A 19334-nucleotide genomic window follows, 5' to 3' on the forward strand; every position below is an offset into this window, starting at 1 on the left:
GGTCCACAACGATGGCAACCGTCGTAGTCATGCCGCAGCTCGGCAACTCGGTCGAGTCCTGCCTGATCGTGTCCTGGCAGGTCGCCGTCGGCGACGAGATCGCGGAGAACGCGATCGTGTGCGAGGTCGAGACAGACAAGGCATCCATGGAGGTCCCCTCGAGCGCCGCGGGCACCGTGCTCGCGATCCTCTGGGACGAGGGCGACGACGTCCCCGTCAAGGAGCCGCTGCTCGTGGTCGGCGCAGCGGGTGAGGACCCGCAGCCGGCGCTCGACGCCGCAGGCTGGAAGGGCAAGGACGGCGAGGAAGTCACGCAGACGGAGGCCACGCCCACCCGCGCGGCCGAGGAGCCCACCGTCGAGGCGGCGACGCAGCCGGAGCGCACCGAGGCAACCGGAGCCTCCAGCCCCCGCGCCCGCAACCTCGCCGCCGCCAACTCACTCGACATCTCCGAGGTCGCGCAGGGCTCCGGCCCGGGTGGCCGCGTCATCGAGCGCGACGTGAAGGCCACGCTCGCTGACGCCACCCGCGGCGCCGCGCGGGCAGGTGCCCACGGCGCGGGAGTCGAGGGGACCGGCCTCGGCGGTCGGGTCACCACTGGCGACCTCTCCGCTCCCACCGAGGGTGGGGCCCCGCAGGCCGCGACCCCGGCCTTCGTCACCTCGGGCGAGCGCGAGTTCCCCGGAGCAAGCATCGAGACGCCACTCAAGGGCGTGCGCAAGGTGATCGCCGAGCGAATGATGCACTCGCTCGCAAGCTCCGCCCAGCTCACCTACACCTCGACGGCGAACGCCGCCGGCCTGCTCGCGCTGCGCAAGAAGCTCAAGGGCTCGCCCGAGGAACTCGGCCTGAGCGGCGTCACCATCGGCGACCTCGTAGGGTTCGCGGCCGTCAAGACCGCGGCCAAGCACACCAACCACAACGCGCACCTGAGCGACGGAGTGCTCACCACCTTCGAGCAGGTGCACATGGGCTTCGCCTGCGACACCCCGCGCGGACTGCTCGTCCCGACCGTGCGCAACGCCTCCCAGATGAGCCTGCGCGAGTTCTCGGCCGTCAGCAAGGACCTCGCCCAGCAGGCCATCGCGGGCAACATCAGCCCCGATCTGCTCTCGGGGGCGACGTTCACCGTCTCGAACCTTGGCGGCTTCGGGATCGAGTCGTTCACCCCGCTGCTCAACGTTCCCCAGGTGGCGATCCTCGGTGTCGACGCGATCTTCCCGCGCGCGATGGTCAACGCGGACGGCTCCTTCGGGGTCGAGCAGCGGATCGGCTTCTCGCTCACGGCCGACCACCGGGTGATCGACGGCGCCGACGCGGCCCGCTTCCTGCAGGACCTCGTCAGGTACGTCGAGAACATCGACGTCACCGTCCTGGGCTGAGAGAGGAACTGGACATGAGCCACTACGACGTCATCGTGCTCGGCGGCGGTCCGGGCGGCTACATCGCCGCCGAGCGCCTTGGCCACGCGAAGAAGAACGTGCTGCTGATCGAAGCCGGCTCGCTCGGCGGCACCTGCCTCAACGTCGGGTGCATCCCGACGAAGGCCCTGCTCAACGCGGCCAAGACCTACGAACACGCCATCCACGGCAAACAGCTCGGCGTCAACGCCGTCGACGTGTCCGTCGACTGGGCGCAGATGCAGAAGTGGAAGGCCCAGACGGTCTCCACCCTCGTGGGAGGTGTCGGCGCGGCCGAGAAGAAGGCGGGCGTGACCGTCATCAACGGCTACGGCACCTTCGATGGACCGGGCAAGGTCACTGTCGACGCTACGAGCTACACCGCCGATCACGTGATCCTCGCCACCGGCTCCGTGCCGGTCATGCCGCCCATCCCGGGCACCGCGAACAACCCAGCCGTCGTCGACTCGACGGGCATGCTGTCGGTCGCCGAGATCCCCGGCAAGCTCACCGTCATCGGGGGCGGCGTGATCGGCCTGGAGTTCGCAAGCCTCTTCGCGATGCTCGGCTCCGAGGTCACCGTCATCGAGATGCTGCCCGAGATCGCCCCGTTCATGGACGCCGACATCGCGGCCCAGCTCCGCAAGGCGCTCGACGGCGTTACGTTCCAGCTGAACTCCAAGGTCACCGCGATCGACGGTGGCACCGTCAACTTCACGGCAGCCGACGGATCGGAGCAGTCGGTCGACTCCGACGTCGTGCTGATGGCCGTCGGACGTCGTCCCGCCGTCCAGGGCTGGGGCGCCGAGTCGAGCGGCCTCGAGTTCTCGGGCAAGGGCATCGTCGTCGACGACCGGATGCGCACCAACCTGCCAAACGTCTGGGCTGTCGGTGACGTCACCGGCCGTTCGCTGCTCGCGCACGCCGCCTACCGCATGGGGGAGATCGCGGTGGCCAACATCCTCGACGACCAGGCCTTCCGGCGGGGCGAGCTCATGCGCTGGAACGCCATCCCGTGGGCCGTCTACGCCAACCCGGAGTCGGCAGGCATCGGCCACACCGAGGCGAGCGCAAAGGCCGCCGGCCTCAATGCCAAGTCGGTCACCGTCCCGGGCTACATGTCCGGCCGCTTCGTCGCCGAGAACGGCGTCAAGGCGCCGGGGGCCGCGAAGCTCGTCTACGACGCGGACAGCCTGCAGGTGCTCGGCCTGACCGTCCTCGGCAGCTACGCCTCCGAGATGATCTGGGGCGCCTGCGTCGTCCTCGAGACCGAACTCAGCGTCAACGATCTGCGCCAGATCGTCTTGCCTCACCCCACCGTCAGCGAACTCATCCGAGAGGCCGCCTGGGCCGTCAACGCCTGAGCAGCCAAGCACTAGGAGAATCACAGAAATGCCACGCAATCTCATCGTCGACCCGAGCAACGTCCGCTCCCGTTCGGTCATCACGGCACCCGAGATTCCTGTCAACGCCTACGAGCCGAACTTCGAGCGCGAGCTCGAGACCTACGGCAAGGAGGGGCTCATCGACATCCTGCACGACATGATCGCCGTGCGGCAGTTCGAGACGATGCTCAACTCCATCAAGACCACGGGCGCCTGGAACGGGGTCGAGTACAACCACCGCGGCCCCGCCCACCTGTCGATCGGGCAGGAGTCGGCCGTCGTCGGCCAGGCCTCGCAGTTGGCCCCCGACGACTTCCTGTTCGGCTCGCACCGCAGTCACGGCGAGATCCTCGCCAAGTGCTACTCGGCCTCGCGCAAGCTCGACAACGCGCAGCTCGAGGAGATCATGAAGACCTTCCTCGACGGCGAGACCCTCGGGTTCGCCGAGCAGGTCGGCTACGACAACCTCACCGAGCTCGCCGAGAACTTCATCCTTTACGGCACCGTCGCCGAGACCTTCGCCCGCAAGGCAGGCTTCAACCGCGGCCTCGGCGGCTCGATGCACGCCTTCTTTGCGCCGTTCGGCTCCATGCCCAACAACGCCATCGTCGGCGGCTCCGCTGACATCGCGCTCGGCTCCGCCCTGTTCAAGCGGATCAACCGCCAGGACGGCATCGTCATCGCCAACATCGGCGATGCCTCCATGGGCTGTGGCCCCGTCTGGGAGGCCATGGGCTTTGCCGCGATGGACCAGTTCCGCACCCTCTGGAAGGACGGCGTGCAGGGCAACCCGCCGATCTGGTTCAACTTCTTCAACAACTTCTACGGCATGGGCGGCCAGACCGCAGGCGAGACCATGGGCTACGACATCCTCGCCCGCGTCGGCCTCGGCGTGAACCCTGAGGGCATGCACGCGGAGCGCGTCGACGGACTGAACCCGCTCGCCGTCGCCGACGCCGTCAACCGCAAGCGTGAGATCCTCGCCGCGGGCAAGGGCCCCGTCCTCACCGACACCATCACCTACCGCTTCTCCGGCCACTCGCCCTCCGACGCGTCGTCCTACCGCACCCGCGACGAGGTCGAGCTGTGGGAGCAGCACGACGGCCTGAAGAACTACGCCAGGTACCTGGTCGACAACGGCGTCCTCTCGCAGGGCGAGGTCGACGACATCCAGGCCAAGTTCGACGACCGCCTCACCAAGGTGATCGCGCTGGCGACCAAGGACGAGGAGTCCAGCCCCCGCGTCGGGATCGACTTCATCGAGTCGGTCATCTACTCCAACGGCAACGAGGAGAAGCTCTCCGACGCCGGGGTCGAACTGCTCGAGCCGCTCGAGGAGAACGCCCGCGTCAAGTCGCTCAAGTCGAAGATCCGCACCGCGAAGGACGAGAACGGCAAGCCGGTCTCGAAGGTCAAGGCCTATTCCTACCGGGACGCCCTCTTCGAGGCGATCGCCCACCGCTTCGCCACCGATCCGACGATGGCCGCATGGGGCGAGGAGAACCGCGACTGGGGCGGCGCCTTCGCCGTCTACCGCGGCCTGACCGAGATGCTGCCGTACCACCGCCTGTTCAACTCGCCCATCTCCGAGGCGGCCATCATCGGCGCTGGCGTCGGCTATGCCCTGTCCGGCGGTCGCGCGCTGGTCGAGCTCATGTACTGCGACTTCCTTGGCCGGGCCGGAGACGAGATCTTCAACCAGGCGGCCAAGTGGCAGGCCATGTCCGCCGGCCTGCTGAAGATGCCGCTCGTGATGCGCGTGTCCGTCGGCTCGAAGTACGGCGCCCAGCACTCGCAGGACTGGGCCGCGCTCGTGGCGCACATGCCCGGGCTGAAGGTCTACTACCCGGCCACCCCGTACGACGCGAAGGGCATGATGAACCTCGCCCTGCGCGGCACCGATCCGGTGGTCTTCTTCGAGTCCCAGCTGCTGTACGACGTGGCTGAGCAGTTCGAAGAGGGCGGCGTCCCGGAGGGCTACTACGAGGTGCCGGAAGGCGAGCCCGTGGTGCGCCGCGAGGGCACCGACCTGACGATCGCCGTGATCGGCCCCACGCTCTACCGCGTGATGGAGGCGGCCGACCTGCTCGAGGAGAAGTACGGCGTCTCCACGGAGGTGATCGACCTGCGCTTCGTCGCTCCGCTCAACCTGGATCCGATCGTCGAGTCGGTGAAGAAGACCGGCCGGCTGGTGCTGACCTCCGACGCTGTCGACCGCGGCTCGTTCCTGCACACAGTCGCCTCCCAGGTGCAGACCCTCGCGTTCGACCACCTCGACGCGCCGGTCACGGTGGTGGGGTCGCGCAACGTGATCACCCCCGCCGCCGAGCTCGAGAAGATCTTCTTCCCGCAGCCTGAGTGGCTGATCGACGCGATCCACGAGCGGGTGCTCCCGCTCACGGGCCACGTCCCCTCGTCGAACCAGACCGACGCCGAACTCGCCCGCCGGTCCCGCGAAGGCCTCTGAGAGGAATCCGACCATGCGTGACGCGATCAACGACCCGTCGATCTCGCCCGCGGAACGTCTGGCGGCCCTGCAGGACTACCTGCAGGGCTCGCCCGCCTTTCCGCCGTTCGTGACCGAGTCAAACAACCACGTCCACACCATCTACAGCTTCAGCCCCTACACCCCGGCAGCCGCGGCGCTCAGGGCGCGGGAGGCCGGCCTGATGGTCGTCGGCTCCGTCGACCACGACTCCGCAGCGGGGGCGGGGGAGATGGCCGAGGCGGCCCGGCTGCTCGGCATGGGTGCGGTCACCGGCTTCGAGTGCCGGGTGTACGTGCACACCGCAGACGAGGTCGCCTCCGGCGCCGCGCCCCTGCACGACCGTAAGCTCAACAACCCGGACACCGAGGGCATCGCCTACATGACGGTGCAGGGCATCCCGGCCCACAAGCGCGACCTCGTCGCGGCCTATCTGCTGCCGATCCGGGAGGCGCGGCTGCGCCGAACCGGCGAGATGGTCGAGCGCGCCAACGTGATCCTCACCGGGCTCGGTGCCGAACCGATCGACCTGGAACGCGACATCGTCGAGCGCTCGCAGTTCGCCTTCGGGGGCACCGTCACCGAACGGCACCTGCTCGCCGCCATGGCCGAGAAGCTGATCGGCCGCTTCGGCCGCGGCCAGGGTCTCGTGGACGGGCTCGCCGAGCTCGGGCTGAACCTGTCGGAGAAGGTCAGGGCTCAGTTGGCCGACGTCGAGAACCCGCACCTGGTCTTCGACCTGCTCGGCGTGATGAAGGCCGAGTTCCTCGGCGAGATCTACGTCGTGCCGTCGCGCACCGAGGACGGCGGCGAGTGCCCGTCCATGGCGGAGGTGATCGACTTCGCCAAGGGCATCGGGGCGATCCCGTGCTACGCCTACCTCGGCGACGTCACCGCCTCGCCGACGGGGGACAAGAAGGCCGAGAAGTTCGAGGACGACTTCCTCGAGGAACTCTTCGGCGAGCTGCGTCGCCTCGGCATGCCGGCGATCACCTACATGCCGCCTCGCAACACCGCGGAGCAGATGGCCAGGATCGCGGCGCTCGCCGCCGAGTACGGCCTGCTGGAGGTCTCCGGCGTGGACATCAACACGCCGCGCCAGGTGTTCAACTGTGAGGAGTTGCAGCGCCCCGAACTGTCGCACCTGAACGTCGCGACGTGGGCGATGGTCGCGCACGAACAGCTGGCCGATGTCGATCCGTCGCTCGGGCTGTTCGCCGTCGACGGTCCCCTGATCAGCCTGCCTCTCGTCGACCGGGTGGCCCGCTACGGGGCGCTCGGGCAGGCCCTCGTCGACGGTGAACTGACCCTCGACCAGGCCGTCGTCGCATTGAAGGAGGACACATGAGCATCCTGGAGATCGCGCCGCTCGTTCGCGGTGCCTACCTGGCACGGCACTCGATCCCCGTGTTCGTGACGGCGGCAGAGGGTGGCACCGCCACCGCAAGCGTCGCCGTCGAGGCCCTCGACGAGCTGCCCGCGGCGCTCGCCTCCGCCGATCTGGCGCTGCCAGGGACGCTGGCCGTCACGGTGGGCGAGGAGACGCTCGCCTTCACCGCGGGCACCGTCGGAGACCCCGCCCCGCTTCCGCACGGCAAGGAGGCCGACGCCTCCGCAGCGGCGGCACGGGCACGTGTGGTGGAGGGCAAGGTCGCGGTCGTCACCGGCGGCGCCCAGGGCTTCGGCGCCGAGATCGTCCGGGGACTCGTGTCGTCCGGCGCGTTCGTCTACATCGCCGACCTGAACGGCGAGGGCGCGGCGTCGCTCGCGGCAGAGCTCGGCCCGACGACGGCCGCGATCACCGTCAACGTGGCGGACGAGGACTCCGTCGCGGCGATGGCCGCGACGATCGCGGCCACGACAGGTGGCCTCGACCTCGTCGTGTCCAACGCGGGCATCGTCCGCGCGGGCAGCGTGCTCGAGCAGGAGGCCGCCGACTTCCGGCTGACCACCGAGATCAACTACACGGCGTTCTTCCTGATCACCAAGCACCTCGGTCGGCTCCTCGCGGCGCAGCGTCGCACGGCCCCGGTCTGGGCCACCGACATCATCCAGATCAACTCGAAGTCTGGGCTTGTCGGGTCGAACAAGAACGGCGCCTACGCAGGCTCCAAGTTCGGCGGCATCGGTCTGGTGCAGAGCTTCGCGCTGGAACTGGTCGAGCACGGGATCAAGGTCAACGCCATCTGCCCGGGCAACTTCTACGACGGCCCGCTGTGGTCCGATCCTGATCGGGGCCTGTTCGTGCAGTACCTCCGGTCGGGCAAGGTGCCGGGAGCGACCACCGTCGACGAGGTGCGCGAGTTCTACGAGGCGAAGGTGCCGCTGCGTCGCGGCACCTACGGCTCCGACGTGATGCGCGCGATCTACTACCTCGTCGAGCAGGAATACGAGACCGGCCAGGCGGTCCCCGTGACCGGCGGCCAGGTGATGCTCAGCAGCTAGGTGCCTGCCAGGCATGGCGACGTGGCACGCCGGAACACCGGCGCGCCACCCCTGTCTCGGGGCACCCAGCCCGCCGACGGTTCCTGCTGGTGAGGACAGGCCCCGCGTCCGCCCGCCGGTATCGACTCGACCAACGACCCCACGGGGCGTCGAAGTCTGGTTGGATCGCCAGCATGTGGAATCCCTTCAAGAAGCACAACGCCCCCTCTGCAGTGTTCGCCCCGGTCGAGGGGGAGATCATCGAGCTTTCCTCCGTGCCCGACCCGGTCTTCTCCGGCGGGATGATGGGTCAGGGTTTCGCCGTCCAGCCGACCTCGGGTGAGTTCCGCTCGCCCGTTGAAGGGGAGATCATCATGGTCGCGCGGACGCTGCACGCGTTCGGCGTGCGCACCGACGAGGGCGCCGAGGTGCTCGTCCACATCGGCATCGACACGGTCAACCTGAAGGGCGAGGGCTTCACCGCGCACCGCCGCAAGGGGGATCGGGTCAGGCCCGGAGACGTCGTCGTGTCGCTCGACCTGGCATCGGTCAGCGGGAGGGTGCCCTCGATGGCCACCCCGGTGATCGTCACGAACGGGGACAGGTTCGACGTCTCGGCCCCTGATCTCGGAGGGTCCACGACGGTGAAGGTGGCAGAGCTCTCCCCGAAGGGGTGAGTCGCCGGGCAGAGGGTACCGGGTCGGCCCGGCCACCTGTGTCGGGGACGGTGGAGCGGGTCGCCGCTGGATAGAGTCGTCCCATGACCAGCGTTGTGATCCTGCCGAGCCCGCTCCTTCCGGCGATGGCCTACCGGCCACTCGCCGACGCGCTGCGGTCCGCGGGACACACGGCGGAGGTAGCCGACGTGGGCAAGGCGACCGACGCGCCGACGATCATCGACGGCTGGCGCGCGAAGGCCGCCGGCGCCGACGTCGTCGTGGCGCACAGCAACGCGGGGTTGATGGCGCCGCTCGTCGCCGGAGACCGGGCGCTCGTGTTCGTCGACGCTGCCCTCCCGCCCACGCAGGGATCCTTCCCCCTCGCCAACGCGAGGCATCGGGCGATGCTCGACGAACTCGTCGACAAGAAGGGGCGCCTGCCGCAGTGGACACGGTGGTGGCCGAGGTCGGCCTTCGAGGAGATCGTGCCGGACAAGCTGTTCGGGAAGCTCGACCGCGCCTGCCCCCAGCTGCCGCTCAGCTACTTCGACCAGAGCCTCACCGTCCCGGACGGCTGGGTGGAGGGACGCGACGCCTATCTGGCGTTCGGCGTCGCCTACATCGACGAGTTCCAGGCGGCGGGCGAGTGGGGCTGGCCGCGCAAGGCGATGCAGGGCGCGCACCTGCACCTGATGGTGCGCCCCGGTGACGTCGCCCGCGAGATCATCGCCCTCGCGGACGCGCTCGGCTGAGATCAGCCGCGCCCACGCCTGGCCTCGAGGGCCCGCAGGGCGACGTCGACCAGCCGCACACACGGCCCCGAAGCGTCCACCTCGTCGATGGGAATCCACGCGGCCCGCTCCGTAGAGCCGTCGATCTCGACCGTGCCGAGCGTGCCGCCGATGATCGTGGCCGTGTAGACCACCCGCACGCCCATGTAGGGCCGCTGACCCGGTTCCGGCTGCGGCGCGAAGGTGTCCGACGCCAGGTAGCCGGTCAATGCGACGTGGTAGCCCGTCTCCTCGTACACCTCCCGGACGGCCGCCTCCTCGAGGTCCTCGCCGTACTCGACCCCTCCGCCGGGCAGGGTCCACGCGGCAAGGTCGGGACGGTCCGAGGTTCCCCTCCACCACGACAAGAGAATGCGCCCCGCGTCGTCGATGATCAGGGCATAGGAGGCGACCCGTGTGTGGAAGTCGGAGAGGTCCATCCGACGAGACTAGCCCCGGCGCTGCCCGTCGACCTGGGCTCGGGCGTAGGCGGCGGGCGGGACGCCAAGCGCGGCGGTGAAGTCCCGGGTCAGGTGGGCCTGGTCGCTGTAGCCGAGCTCGGCCGCGACGTCGGCCCAGGCGACGGGCTGTCCGGCCTTGACCAGTTCGGCTGCGTCGATCAGCCGGAACCGTCGGATCACCGCGGTGGGGGAGATCCCGACGAACGAGGAGTACATGCGCTGAAGGGTCCTGACCGTCACCCCCGCCAGAGCGGCAAGGTCGCCCGCCGTGCGTACGGAGCGGTCCCTTTCGGCGGCGCGGGCACTCGACGCGACGGCGCGGGCATCGGCGACCCGCCTCGCGGGGCGTCGCTCCACCGCACGCACGAGCGCCTCGGCGAGCCGCGCGACGGCGTCCCGGTCGGTGAGCGCAGCGACGCGGACGGCCAGGTCATCGTCTATCCCCGCGATCACGTCGGCGGCGGGGACGGCGAGGTCGGTCAGTCCTGCGACGTCGTCGACCCAGGCTCCGAAGCCGCCTATGGTCGTCTTCGCCGCCAGGTTCCATCCGGCACCGGTGAGCACCCTTGTGGACCTGCCGGTCGGCACCCCGTTCACGACGGCGCGCGTCGCGTACGGCGAAGGAGGAGGGTTCTCGCCCGGAGGGGGAGGGTTGCCGAGGCTGACGTTGACGCAGGGATGGGAGAGCACGTGCTGCGAGTGGGACTGCCCTTCCCCAAGGCGCCATCGCGCGCACCAGAACCAGTCCACGAGGCCGGCGAGGGCCGGCGGTGCGGGGAAGCGGTCGAAGTGGACGGTGCGCAGCATCGCCGAAGGGTCGATGATGCCCCTCGTGTCGCGCACAGCCATGGCGCGAGGCTACAGGTTGTCGCAGATCTTCAAGTCCTGACGCGGACGACGGGACTAGCGTCGAGACCATGACCACGACTCAGAACCAGCTCAACTCAGTCCTCACCGACCTTGCCGATCTGCTCGAGCAGATCCCGTCCGGCGCCGCCGGGCCCACCCCGTGCACCGACTACGACCAGGCGACGCTGCGCCAGCACGTGATCGGCTGGTTGACCGCGTTCACAGAGGGGTTCGAGGACCCCGAAGGCAACTGCGGCGACCCCGAGAGCGTCGTGGTCGACGGCAATGGTGCGACGCAGGTCCGCGGCCTCCGCGACCGGCTCGACGCCGCGCTCTCCGACGGCGCTGGCGAGCGTCCGCTGTCGATCGGCGGCGCGGCCATGCCGGGTGCGATGGCGCTCGAGATGATCCTCTGGGAGTACCAGATGCATGGATGGGACCTCGCCCGTTCGGCCGGGCTCGACTGGTCGCCGGAGGTGAACGGTCTCGAGGCCTCCCTCGCGTTCGCCCCAGCCATGCTCACCCCGGACTTCCAGGGCGTTGGCAAGTCGTTCGCCCCGCAGGTGGCCGTACCGGCGGACGCCCCTGCCTTGGACAGGCTGGCCGGGCTCTCGGGCCGCGATCCCCGCTGGAGCCACGCCTGAGCGGAACCCGCAACACACACAGGGGAGGGCCCGAGCAAGTATGAGTTGCTCGGGCCCCCGCAAGGTTGACCGGCGGCGGCAGCGCGCCAATCTGGATGAACGTCCCGGTATTCCTCGCCCTCCCTGCCGGGAGGACTCCATGGGCCGCAGCCCACGGGATGAGGAAGAAGGACCCTTCCATCCGTGACCTCCGAGGGACGACCCCGCAGGTCTGGTGGGAGATTCGGCTCCACCGTCTCGTCTCGACGGTCCCGCGGATCTCTCCGCCGGGGAGGGAGCTTCCTCGTTCCCATCATCGGTGATGAGGAGCAGCGACTCCTACATCGAGGACTGTTCCATCCGTAACGTCCGCTCGCCGCCTGCGAGCCCCTTGCGGGTGAAGGACTTCGGTGTGGTTGTCCTCCGCTCTCCGTTGAAGCGGAGTGCGTATGCATTTTCTACTCCTGGTCGCCGACGGCCGCAAGGAGTTTGTGGAAAGTTCTGCAAAATGCCTTGTCGCAGTGGCGTGTCGGGTTTGACAGGAAGAAAGCTGTCTCTGCGGGCGTGTCGCGAGCGTCGCGCGTGGCGCGTAGCGATACATATCGGGTGTACGTCCGGGCCGAGTATGAGTCGGCCCGGACGCATTGCGTTGTGTGGCTCAGCCGGCGGTCCAGGCGGGGTCACGCCCGATCAGCGCGGCCAGCCGCTCCTCTGGGCTGTGGGACTCGTCGAGGACGACCGGCGTGCCGAACTGGCCGGACTCGGCGAGCATGTCGCGCATGGGCGTCATGCCCTCCACGATGCTGGTCGCGACCTCGGGATTCCAACCGACCGACTGGCCGGACGCCTTCGCCAGATCCCACTGGTGCATGAAGATGTCGGCGAGGTAGAAGTTGTCGAGCACCTGCGCGATCGTCTGATCGCCCGCTGAAGTCTGCACGACCCGGTTCGTGACGGCGTCGTCCTCGAGCAGGGCCTGCACATTGGCGCTGTGCTCCCGCCACACCTGAACGGGGTCGTCCCCGGTGACCTTCGGCAGGTCGATGCCGTACCCGGCCGCCATCTCCGGCAGCCAGGTGGTCAGGTGACCGACGATGTCGCGGGCCTTCCACTCGGCGACGGGTGTCGGCGCGTCCCAATCCTGCACCGCCTCGGCGAGGGCCTGGAAGCGGGAGGCAAGCGCGGCGTGTTTCGTGGCGAGTTCGTTCATGGTCGCGACTCTACGTGTGGCGGGGCGAGCCGGCCACCGGAACCCGGCTGAAAATGCCGTCTCCCAACCCGGCCGAAGTGGCCCTGACGAGGTGTTGAATTCAGGTGCATTCAGCTGCTTCCTACTGAGGGGACCTCCATGAAACTCAAGAGACTGGGAGGCGCGCTGTTCGCCGCCGCCCTGCTGGCCACCGCGGGTGTCGTCACCTCCGCGCCTCTGGCCTCCGCCGACGGGCTCGCCGAAGTGCCCGTCGCGCCCGTCGAGGACGTCGCAAGCGACCTCGCCGCCACCGTCGCCCCGCTCGAGACGACCGCCGGCTGGTCGGGACAGAGCGCAACGCTCTGCAGCAACACCTCCAAGTGCGGCATCTCGATCGGCGCACAGACCCTGCTCAACGGGATGCGTGAGAACACGCCGTTCAACGTCATCGTCGACGGACAGCCGGACAAGAGCGTCCAGATCCGCGTCTTCACGGTCCAGTACGCCAAGGACGGCAAGGCCTGGAACTTCGTGCCCATCTCGAAGGCCGTGTCCGTGACGCCCAGGAAGGGGAGCGCCGGGTCGACCTACGGCACCGCGACCGTGTCCATGACGGTCCCCACCCCTCCGGAGGGCGTGGATGCCGGGCAGATCTACATCCAGACCGCCGACTTCACCAAGGGTGCCTCGATGATCGGCACGCGGGTCGACTCCAGCGGCAGCACACCGCAGAAGAACTGGCAGGTCTACACGTCGCGGGCTCGAGACAAGGGATTCAACCCCACCACGATCAACAGCGACGGCGTGATGTACCGCGCCTTCGACGCCGCGGTCCCTGGCCACAAGTACGCCGTCCAGATGCTGCGCGGCAGCAAGTGGGTCAACATCACCTACCAGGGCAACGCGACCGCAGGAAAGATGGGAACCGGGGTCGTCTCCGGCAGGATCCCTTCCGACGTCACCTCGGGCAAGTACCGCACCCGCCTGTTCAACGTGACGAAGAACATCCCGGTCAGCCCGGACGTGCCGTGGACCTACTTCACCTGGTCGAAGACCCCCGGGCCGAATGATCCCGGGTTCAACGTCTACACCACGCCCGGAACCTGGAACTACAACGGGCGGCTCTGGAAGACGTCCTGCGAGCCCTACTCGGCCACCACGCGCTGCCGCACGGAGATCTGGGCCACGCAGATCACCTACAAGGCAGGCCAGTACTACCGCACCGACGGCTTCGTGTTCAACAACCTGACCTACAAGCCGTCGCCGCGCTCCATCTGGCGCAACAACCCCCTCGGCGGCAACGGCCAGGTCGGCTTCAACAAGCAGTGGACGGGCCAGGACGGCCGCAAGTGGCGCACCGAGTGCGACACCGCCGTCTCCGGGCGCAACGGCTGCCGCTCCTACATCTGGGCCACCGTGGCCGAGGCATACAAGACCCGTTCGGGCGCCACGTCCTACCGCGTGACGAACAAGTGGCTGTTCAACAACATCGTCCAGTTCTCCTGACGGAGCTGACCCACGGCGGGCGGAGGCGGGTTTCACCCGTTTCCGCCCGCCCCTTGAAACGGGGAGTTAGAGTGGGAAACGACCTGACCAACCAACATCGGGAGGCAACATATGGGCTTGGGTGACAAGATTCAGGAAACCGTAGGCAAGGCCAAGGAGGGCCTCGGCGACGCTCTCGACAACGAGAAGCTTCGCCGCGACGGTCAGAAGGACCGCCTCGAAGCCAACGCCAAGGAAGCCGGCGAGCACGTCAACGAGAAGGTTGGCGATGCGACCGGAAGCCTGGCCGACAAGGTTGAGGACGCCACCGACCGCTTCACCCGCGACGACAACAAGTAACGTCCCGGGCCTCCGCGGCCACTAGACAGGCGAGGCCGTCACCCAACAGGGTGGCGGCCTCGTTTCTGCTCGCAGTCCGGCCGAACGACACCGTCGTCGTCGGCCCGCCCCAGATCAGCCGATCCTGCGGGCGTTGACCACCTCTGGCGGGATGCTCCCGTCCCAGTTGCGGGGCGTCCACGCCTTCGCCGACGTCCATTCCGACCCGCAGCCGGTGCAGCGGAACAGTCGGCGGTCATAGACCTCCTCGTCCGTCGCCTCCCAGGCGCACCTGCCCTGACACTCACGGGCTATGAGTTCACGCTCCATCGCAGCTCCTCCATTGGCTGGACACACCTTAACCAGCCCCCTTCGGGCTCGTGCAGTGGGGTCGGCTACGCGCCCAGTCGGCCGCGGCAAGGCGAAATGAGACGAAGCGGACCCCGAATTTCCAAGGGTTTGAAGGCTCTTCACAGAAGTGAGTGGATCAGGGGTCTGAACCCGCCAGCGTCGAGTAGGCATCTGGCGACGGTATGTCGACCTCGGGGTTATGTTGACCGACGTCGTGGGGTGCCTGTTCCAGTGCGGGTTGGGGCCTGATCCGGTCAACATAACGATGAATGCTCGGGTCGGGGTTCGCTTGATCTGACCGGGCGATCGTTGGGATCGCCTGGCTTCGGGTCAGGAGGACCAAGATGGTGATTCATCGTGATCAGTGCCGCGCTGACGCGCGGGACGTGCTGGACGAGTTCGAAGCGTGGCTGCTGCGGGAACGGTCCACGCAAGAGGGCACCGCTGCTGCCTACGCCGACACGTTCCGGCTCCTGCTGACCTACGCCCAGCAGGCCACCGGGATCGCCCCGTCGGCGTTGACCCTGGCCGATCTGGACGCGGACCTGATCGGCGGATTCCTCCAGCATCTGGAAACCGAGCGCGGCAACTCCGCCGCGACCCGCAACGCCCGCCGGGCCGCGCTGCGGTCGTTCTTCAGCTACGCCAGCTACCGGGCACCCGACGCGATCGCAACGATCAGCCAAGTCCTCGCGATCCCCGCGAAACGCACCAAGACCACCCTCGTGTCGTTCCTGACCGCTGCCGAAGCCGAAGCCCTCATCGCAGCCCCGGACACCGGCACCTGGCTCGGGCGCCGTGACCGGCTCCTGCTGCACCTGGGCATCCAAACCGGACTCCGCGTCAGCGAGCTGACCAGCCTGCGCGTCGACAGCATCCAGATCGGCCCGCACAGCCAGCTCGAATGCATCGGCAAGGGCCGCAAGCAACGCGTGATCCCACTCCAGAAGAACACCGTCCAACTCCTCAACGCCTGGTTCGGCGAGCTTCCACCCGTACCGGACGGGCCACTGTTCCCGACCCACGCCGGGACGCCACTGACCAGGGCTGCGGTCGGCAAGCTCATCGCCCGTCATACCGCTGCCGCGGTCGGACGGTGTTCTTCCTTGGCCGAGAAGAACGTCACGCCCCACACGCTGCGGCACACTTGCGCAATGAGCCTGCTGCACGCCGGGATCGACACCGCGAGCATCGCGCTCTGGCTCGGGCACTCGAACATCCAGACCACGCAGATCTACCTCCACGCCGACCTCGAACTCAAACGCCGAACCCTGGAACGCGTCCCCGCCGTCGATGAGCGGCCACCGGCCCGCTACCAAGCCTCGGACGCTCTCATCGCGTTCCTCAAGAACCGCTGAACCCCGCACGGTTATGTTGATCGGCTCAGGCCCCAACCCGCACTGGAACAGGCACCCCACGAGAGGAATGATCAAATCCTGTGGATGGTCCCCGGGGGCTGGGGTGCGAGGGACGCACCTTCTCGGGGATGATCTTTCAGTAACAGAGATTCTGATCATGGGCCGACGTTGGAAGCGTTGGTCCGGGAAGGTGCGTCCATGTCCAATGTAGTTCCCGAGGGCTGGGAGGCCAACCAGGGGCAGCCGACCGAGGCTCGAGAGGGAGACGGGCCGGTGCTTGATGAGATCGTGCGTGATGGTGCCCGGCGGATGCTGGCTGCGGCGTTGCAGGCCGAGGTCGACGCTTACATCGAGCAGTTCCAGGCGGAGGTGGACGAGCAGGGCCGCCGGCTGGTGGTGCGCAACGGCTACCACGCCCAGCGGCTGGTGACCACCGCCGCTGGCGCGGTCGAGGTCCGCCAGCCCAGGGTCAACGATAAGCGCGTCGATGAGGCCACCGGTAAGCGGGCAAGGTTCGCTTCGGCGATCCTGCCCAGGTGGGCGCGCAAATCGGCCCAGGTCGCCGAGGTGCTGCCGCTGTTGTATCTGCACGGCCTGTCGAGCAATGACTTCGCCCCCGCGTTGGAGCAGTTCCTGGGCACCGGCAAGGGCCTCTCGCCGGCGGTGATCACCCGGTTGACCAGGCAGTGGCAAGACGAGGCCCGGGCCTTCAACGAACGGTCCCTGGCGGGGTCGGACTACGTCTACATGTGGGTCGATGGGATCCACCTGAAGGTCCGTCTGGACCAGGACAAGGTCTGCCTGCTCGTCATGATCGGCGTCCGCTCTGATGGCCGCAAGGAGCTGATCGCCCTGGCCGACGGGTTCCGGGAATCCTCGGAGTCGTGGGCGGACCTGCTGCGGGACTGCAAACGCCGCGGCATGACCGCCCCCACCCTGGCCATCGGTGACGGGGCGCTCGGGTTCTGGAAGGCCGTCAGGGACGTGTTCCCGGCCACGAAGGAGCAACGGTGCTGGTGGCACAAGACCGGCAACGTGCTGGCCGCGCTGCCGAAGTCTGCCCAGCCGGGTGCGTTGGCCGCGATCCGGGAGATATGGCAGGCCGAAGACAAGCCCCACGCCAAGGCCGCTGTGAAGGCGTTCGCCGCCGCTTACGGCACCAAGTGGCCCAAGGCGGCTGCCAAGATCGTCGACGACACCGACGTGCTGCTGGCGTTCTTCGACTACCCCGCCGAGCACTGGGTCCATCTACGTACCACGAACCCGATCGAGTCGACATTCGCGACCGTCAGGCTCCGTCAGCGGGTCACGAAAGGCCCAGGCAGCCGGGCCGCTGGGATCGCGATGGCGTTCAAGCTGATGCAATCCGCGCAGAACAGGTGGCGAGCGATCCGGGCACCCCACCTCGTAGCCAAAGTCCGAGCAGGCGCCACCTTCAAAGACGGCAAACTCGTCGAACCAGACCCCTCCGACCAAGCCATCCAGCAGGCTGCCTGAGAAGGCTCATCCACAGGATTTGACAATACCTCACCCCACGACGTCGGTCAACATAACGAGTTGACTCACGCTAGATGCCCGCGTAGGTCGATTCGTTGACTCATCTCAACATGCCCGCGTAGCGGCACGCTACGAGGATGGAGTTGACGATGGCCCAGCGCAAAGCGATCACCACGGCCCAGGCGAAGGCATGGACGAAGGCGACCAAGGCGGAGAAGGCCGCGATTCTGGACGCGGTGGTCCAGGTCACCGGCTGGCATCGCGATCATGCCCGCAAGATGCTGCGCCGCGCCGCGACCGGTCAGATGCCCGGGCCCCGCAAACCCCGAGAGGCGATCAGGCGCTACGACACACACGTCACCGAAGCATTGGTGCGGTGCTGGGCCATGCTCGACGGGATCGCCTCGAAACGTCTCGCAGCCGCCTTGCCACGGTTGCTGGCCGCGCTGGAACGCCTCGACCGACTCGACATGAGCGTCGAGGTCCGTGACCAGCTCCTGGCCATGTCACCGGCCACCATGGACCGGCACCTGCAGCCCTACCGCACCGGACTGATCGCTGCCAAAGGCATCGCCCACACCAAACCCGGCTCGTTGTTGAAGTCCTCGATTCCGCTCAAGACCTGGGCCGAGTGGAACGACACCGAACCCGGGTTCATCGAGATCGACCTGGTCGGCCACGAAGGCGGCGACAACAACGGCACCTTCCACTACAGCCTCAACGCCACCGACATCGCCACCGGCTGGACCGAAACCTGCACCGTGCGCTCCAAAGGCGAACGCATCGTCGCCGCTGGCCTCGACCAACTCATCGGCCGGTTCCCGTTCCTGATCCTGGGAATCCACTCCGACAACGGATCCGAGTTCATCAACCACCACCTCTCCCGCTACTGCAACCTGCGCCAGATCACCTTCACCCGCGGCCGGCCCTCCCACTCCAACGACCAAGCCCACATCGAGCAAAAGAACTGGTCGATCGTGCGCCGCGCCGTCGGCTACTGGCGCTACGACACCGCCCGCGAACTTGACCTCCTCAACCACCTCTGGCCCGCCTGGAACACCCGAAACAACCTGCTGATGCCCAGCCAGAAACTGATCTCGAAAACCCGCACCGGCGCGAAAGTCACCAAACGCCACGACACCGCCACCACACCAGCCGACCGGCTCCTTCGCGACCACCCCGACACGCTCACCCCAGCCGAGCACGCTGCCCTCCACGACCGCCTCGACACCGTCGACCCCATCGAACTCGGCGACCAGATCGCTGTGATCCAAGGCAACCTGCTCGACCTCGCCAAACGCCGCGGAGCCGTCCAGCGACGCGCGAAACGCAACCACGTCTACCTCTCCCGCACCAAAATCACGCGGGCATCTTCAGATGAGGCAACGACTCAAACCAAGCGGGCATCTTGACATGAGGCAACGGGCATAACCCCGAGGTCGACATACCGTCGCTTATGCGGAATTCCGCATAAAGCCGGTAGTTGACGAGGTTGCGGAAGCCGAGCGCGATGCCGCGGAGGTGTTCGAGCCGGCCGTTGATGGCTTCGGTGGGTCCGTTGCTGGAGCCGGGGTGGTCGAACCACGCCAGGATGTCGTCTCGTCGCTTTTCGAGTGTCCTGCCGAGTTGGGCGAGCTCTTCCAGCCCGGCCGGGACAGCGGTCTTGATCCGGTCGATCACCGAGGTGAGCAGCTTCTTCCCGACGTCGGCGTCGGGGTGTCGGTAGGCGTCGATGATGTCTTGGTAGGTCAGCCAGGTGACCTCGAGGGGGACTGCTTCATCGATGGCCCACAGTGCTGACAGGCGGGCCTTCTGCTTGTCGGTGAGTAGCGCCCGGCCGGTGCGCAGGGTACGTCGGGCCTTGTAGAGCGGATCATCGGCTCGGCCGCGGCCCCCGGTGAGTTCACGTTGGATGCGTTGCCGGGTGGCGTTCAGCTTGTCGCCGGCCAACGCGACCACGTGGAAGGGGTTATGCCGAGGTCGGCATAACGCGTTTTATGCCGAGGTCCTGGTTATGACGATGTGAGGGGGACGAGGCGGTTGTGGGGTGGGCTGAGGT

At 67.7% G+C, this 19334-nt stretch carries 17 protein-coding genes and 1 pseudogene; 13 read left to right on the forward strand and 5 right to left on the reverse strand.

The features are described from left to right. Positions 1-11 precede the first annotated feature (11 nt). From BW733_RS10755 to BW733_RS10785, 7 genes are all read left to right on the forward strand, one after another. A complete protein-coding gene (locus tag BW733_RS10755) occupies positions 12-1382 on the forward strand; it encodes a dihydrolipoamide acetyltransferase family protein (protein WP_077350393.1) in 1371 nt (456 codons plus the stop codon). A gap of 14 nt (positions 1383-1396) precedes the next feature. After that, positions 1397-2764 (forward strand): dihydrolipoyl dehydrogenase, encoded by a 1368-nt coding sequence (gene lpdA / locus BW733_RS10760; protein ID WP_077350395.1) that lies wholly within the window; start codon positions 1397-1399, stop codon positions 2762-2764. Between the two features lie 28 nt (positions 2765-2792). Beyond that, on the forward strand, positions 2793-5252 hold the full coding sequence (locus tag BW733_RS10765) for an alpha-ketoacid dehydrogenase subunit alpha/beta (RefSeq protein ID WP_077350396.1): 2460 nt from the start codon (positions 2793-2795) through the stop codon (positions 5250-5252). Between the two features lie 13 nt (positions 5253-5265). Further along, positions 5266-6618, forward strand: a complete 1353-nt coding sequence (locus tag BW733_RS10770; RefSeq protein ID WP_077350398.1) for a histidinol-phosphatase — start codon at positions 5266-5268, stop codon at positions 6616-6618. Beyond that, positions 6615-7715 (forward strand): SDR family NAD(P)-dependent oxidoreductase, encoded by a 1101-nt coding sequence (locus tag BW733_RS10775; RefSeq protein WP_152024665.1) that lies wholly within the window; start codon positions 6615-6617, stop codon positions 7713-7715. The genes BW733_RS10770 and BW733_RS10775 overlap by 4 nt, the downstream gene beginning before the upstream one ends. 173 nt (positions 7716-7888) lie before the next feature. Further along, complete coding sequence (locus BW733_RS10780; RefSeq protein WP_077350400.1) at positions 7889-8371, forward strand: PTS sugar transporter subunit IIA; 483 nt, start codon at positions 7889-7891, stop codon at positions 8369-8371. A gap of 83 nt (positions 8372-8454) precedes the next feature. Continuing rightward, positions 8455-9105, forward strand: coding sequence for a hypothetical protein (locus BW733_RS10785; RefSeq protein WP_077350402.1), 651 nt, complete (start codon positions 8455-8457; stop codon positions 9103-9105). A gap of 2 nt (positions 9106-9107) precedes the next feature. Here the strand turns inward: BW733_RS10785 and BW733_RS10790 are convergent, their stop codons facing one another. Continuing rightward, on the reverse strand, positions 9108-9563 hold the full coding sequence (locus tag BW733_RS10790) for an NUDIX hydrolase (protein ID WP_077350404.1): 456 nt from the start codon (positions 9561-9563) through the stop codon (positions 9108-9110). Positions 9564-9572: 9 nt separating this feature from the next. After that, entirely contained in the window at positions 9573-10433 is an 861-nt protein-coding gene (locus tag BW733_RS10795; protein WP_077350406.1) for a helix-turn-helix transcriptional regulator, read from the reverse strand. A 68-nt stretch (positions 10434-10501) separates the two neighbouring features. Here BW733_RS10795 and BW733_RS10800 point away from each other — a divergent pair, with 68 nt between their 5' ends. After that, the gene (locus tag BW733_RS10800; protein WP_077350408.1) at positions 10502-11077 is read left to right on the forward strand and encodes a TIGR03086 family metal-binding protein; all 576 of its coding nucleotides are present in this window, start codon (positions 10502-10504) and stop codon (positions 11075-11077) included. Between the two features lie 637 nt (positions 11078-11714). Here the strand turns inward: BW733_RS10800 and BW733_RS10805 are convergent. After that, on the reverse strand, positions 11715-12266 hold the full coding sequence (locus BW733_RS10805; RefSeq protein ID WP_077350410.1) for a maleylpyruvate isomerase N-terminal domain-containing protein: 552 nt from the start codon (positions 12264-12266) through the stop codon (positions 11715-11717). Between the two features lie 138 nt (positions 12267-12404). Between BW733_RS10805 and BW733_RS10810 the strand changes: the two genes are divergently transcribed. Both BW733_RS10810 and BW733_RS10815 read left to right on the forward strand, forming a co-directional pair. Then, positions 12405-13751, forward strand: a complete 1347-nt coding sequence (locus BW733_RS10810) for a hypothetical protein (protein WP_077350412.1) — start codon at positions 12405-12407, stop codon at positions 13749-13751. A gap of 111 nt (positions 13752-13862) precedes the next feature. Then, complete coding sequence (locus BW733_RS10815; RefSeq protein ID WP_077350414.1) at positions 13863-14090, forward strand: CsbD family protein; 228 nt, start codon at positions 13863-13865, stop codon at positions 14088-14090. Between the two features lie 114 nt (positions 14091-14204). Here BW733_RS10815 and BW733_RS10820 read toward each other — a convergent pair whose 3' ends face one another. Continuing rightward, positions 14205-14399 carry a hypothetical protein gene (locus BW733_RS10820; RefSeq protein WP_077350416.1) on the reverse strand — a complete coding sequence of 65 codons (195 nt, stop codon included), beginning with the start codon at positions 14397-14399 and terminating at the stop codon, positions 14205-14207. A gap of 365 nt (positions 14400-14764) precedes the next feature. On the opposite strand from BW733_RS10820, the gene BW733_RS10825 reads away from it, so the two are divergent. The 3 genes from BW733_RS10825 to BW733_RS10835 all read left to right on the forward strand — a co-directional run bounded on the left by BW733_RS10825 (position 14765) and on the right by BW733_RS10835 (position 18687). After that, on the forward strand, positions 14765-15778 hold the full coding sequence (locus BW733_RS10825; protein WP_077350418.1) for a tyrosine-type recombinase/integrase: 1014 nt from the start codon (positions 14765-14767) through the stop codon (positions 15776-15778). Positions 15779-15976: 198 nt separating this feature from the next. Continuing rightward, positions 15977-17275, forward strand: coding sequence for an IS256 family transposase (locus tag BW733_RS10830; RefSeq protein WP_077348779.1), 1299 nt, complete (start codon positions 15977-15979; stop codon positions 17273-17275). A gap of 137 nt (positions 17276-17412) precedes the next feature. Then, positions 17413-18687 (forward strand): integrase catalytic domain-containing protein, encoded by a 1275-nt coding sequence (locus BW733_RS10835; protein ID WP_202970180.1) that lies wholly within the window; start codon positions 17413-17415, stop codon positions 18685-18687. 67 nt (positions 18688-18754) lie between these two features. On the opposite strand, the pseudogene BW733_RS10840 reads toward BW733_RS10835, so the two are convergent. Next, positions 18755-19246, reverse strand: a pseudogene (locus BW733_RS10840) (transposase); the annotation flags it as partial. Positions 19247-19334 lie beyond the last annotated feature (88 nt).

It is taken from the genome of Tessaracoccus flavescens, assembly GCF_001998865.1.
Lineage (GTDB): Bacteria > Actinomycetota > Actinomycetes > Propionibacteriales > Propionibacteriaceae > Arachnia > Arachnia flavescens.